The following is a 1,868-nucleotide window of genomic DNA, read 5'->3' as shown; positions in this document are numbered from 1 at the left end:
GGCCGCCCGCACCCCCGGGGCGACCGCCGTGCGGGGCGACGGCTTCACCCTCACGTACGCCGAACTCGACGCCCGCGCCAACCGGATCGCGCACCGGCTGCGGGACCGGGGCGCCGGCCCCGAGTCGATCGTCGGCGTCCTGCTGGAGCGGGGCCCCGACCTGCACGCCGCACTCCTCGGCGTCTGGCGGGCGGGCGCCGCGTACCTGCCGCTCGACCCGGCGTTCCCCGCCGCCCGGATCGCCGCGATGCTGGACGCCGCGGGGGCCGGCACGGTCGTGACGCAGCGCGCGCACGCCGTCCACCTCGCCGGCGGCGCCCCGACCGTGGTCGACCTCGACGCCGAGCAGGGCCTCCTCGCGGGCCTTCCGGCGTCCGCCCCCGACGTCCCCGCGGACCAGGACCGGCTCGCGTACACGATCTTCACCTCGGGCTCGACCGGCACCCCCAAGGGCGTCGGCGTCCCGCACCGGGGCCTCGCCCACCACCTCGCCTGGGCCGCGCAGACCCTCGCCGGGGCGGGCGACGGCGGCAGCGCCGTGTTCTCCTCGGTCGCCTTCGACCTCGTCGTGCCGAACCTGTGGGCACCGCTGACGCGCGGGCAGAGTGTGCACCTGCTGCCGGCGGACCTGGACCTGGCGGAGCTCGGCAGGCGGCTCGCCGCCGGCGGCCCCTACAGCTTCCTGAAGCTGACCCCCGGCCACCTGGAGATCCTCGCCCACCAGCTGGACGACGACGAGGCCGCCGCGCTCGCCCCGGTCGTCGTGGTCGCGGGCGAGGCCCTCCAGGGCGCGCTCGCGGACCGCTGGGCCCGGATCCTCGGTCCCGGCGGGCTCATCAACGAGTACGGCCCGACCGAGGCATCCGTCGGCACCTGCGTCCATCCGCTGACCGCCCCGGTCACGGACGGCGTCGTCCCGATCGGCTCCCCGCTGCCGGGCATGGTGATGCGGGTCCTCGACGCCGACCTGCGCGAGGTGCCCCTGGGCGCCACCGGCGAACTCCACGTCGGCGGCACCGGGGTGGCCCGCGGCTACCTCGGCCGGCCGGCCCTGACCGCCGACCGCTTCGTCCCCGATCCGTACGGCCCGGCGGGAGCCCGCCTCTACCGCACCGGCGATCTGGTGCGGTGGCTGCCCGGCGGCGCCGTGGACTTCCTCGGCCGGGGCGACGACCAGGTCAAGATCCGCGGCCACCGCATCGAGCTCGGCGAGATCCGCGCCGTCCTCGCCTCCCACCCGCGGCTGCGCGACGCCGTGGTGGTCACCCACCGGGCGGCCTCCGGCGAACTCGGCCTGGTCGCCTACACGGTGGCCGCGGACGACGAGCGCCCGCCGACCGGCGAGGAGCTGCGGGCCCACTGCGCCGGGCAGCTGCCGGACTACATGGTCCCGCCCGTGCTCCTCGCCGTACCGGAGATCCCGCTGAACGCCAACGGCAAGCTCGACCGGTCGGCGCTGCCCGACCCGGCGGCCCCGGACGGCTCCCCGGCCGACGGAACGGCCGCCGAGTGGAGCGTCGCCGGGCAGCGCATCGCCGAGATCTGGCAGGACGTCCTCGGCCGCGAGGCCGGCCCGCACGACCACTTCTTCCGCACCGGCGGCAACTCCATCCTCGCCATCCGCCTGATCGCCGAGCTCCAGGAGGAGTTCGACATCCACCTGCCGGTCCGCACGGTGTTCGAGCACCCGACCGTGGCGGGCCAGGCACAGGCGGTCGAGGACGCGATACGCGCCCAGATCGACGAGCTTTTCGACGAGGAGCAGCAGGCATGACCATCGAGCACGGGGCACAGCCGACGGCCCTCGGCGCGCAAGCCCGCGAGGAAATGCTGCGGCGCCGGCTCGCCGGCGGCCGCGGACCGGCCCG

General features: G+C 76.6%; 1 protein-coding gene. It reads left to right on the top strand.

Annotated elements, in window-relative coordinates:
- The coding region (locus KS423_RS44650) for a non-ribosomal peptide synthetase (RefSeq protein ID WP_224285397.1) at window positions 1-1,774 on the top strand (1,774 nt) is incomplete at its 5' end.
- Between the last annotated feature and the right edge of the window lie 94 nt (window positions 1,775-1,868).

Source organism: Streptomyces sp. LS1784 (assembly GCF_020103755.1).
Classification (GTDB): domain Bacteria; phylum Actinomycetota; class Actinomycetes; order Streptomycetales; family Streptomycetaceae; genus Kitasatospora.
The sequence above is the reverse complement of the archived record's forward strand: the minus strand, read 5'-3'. Positions and strand labels throughout refer to the sequence as shown.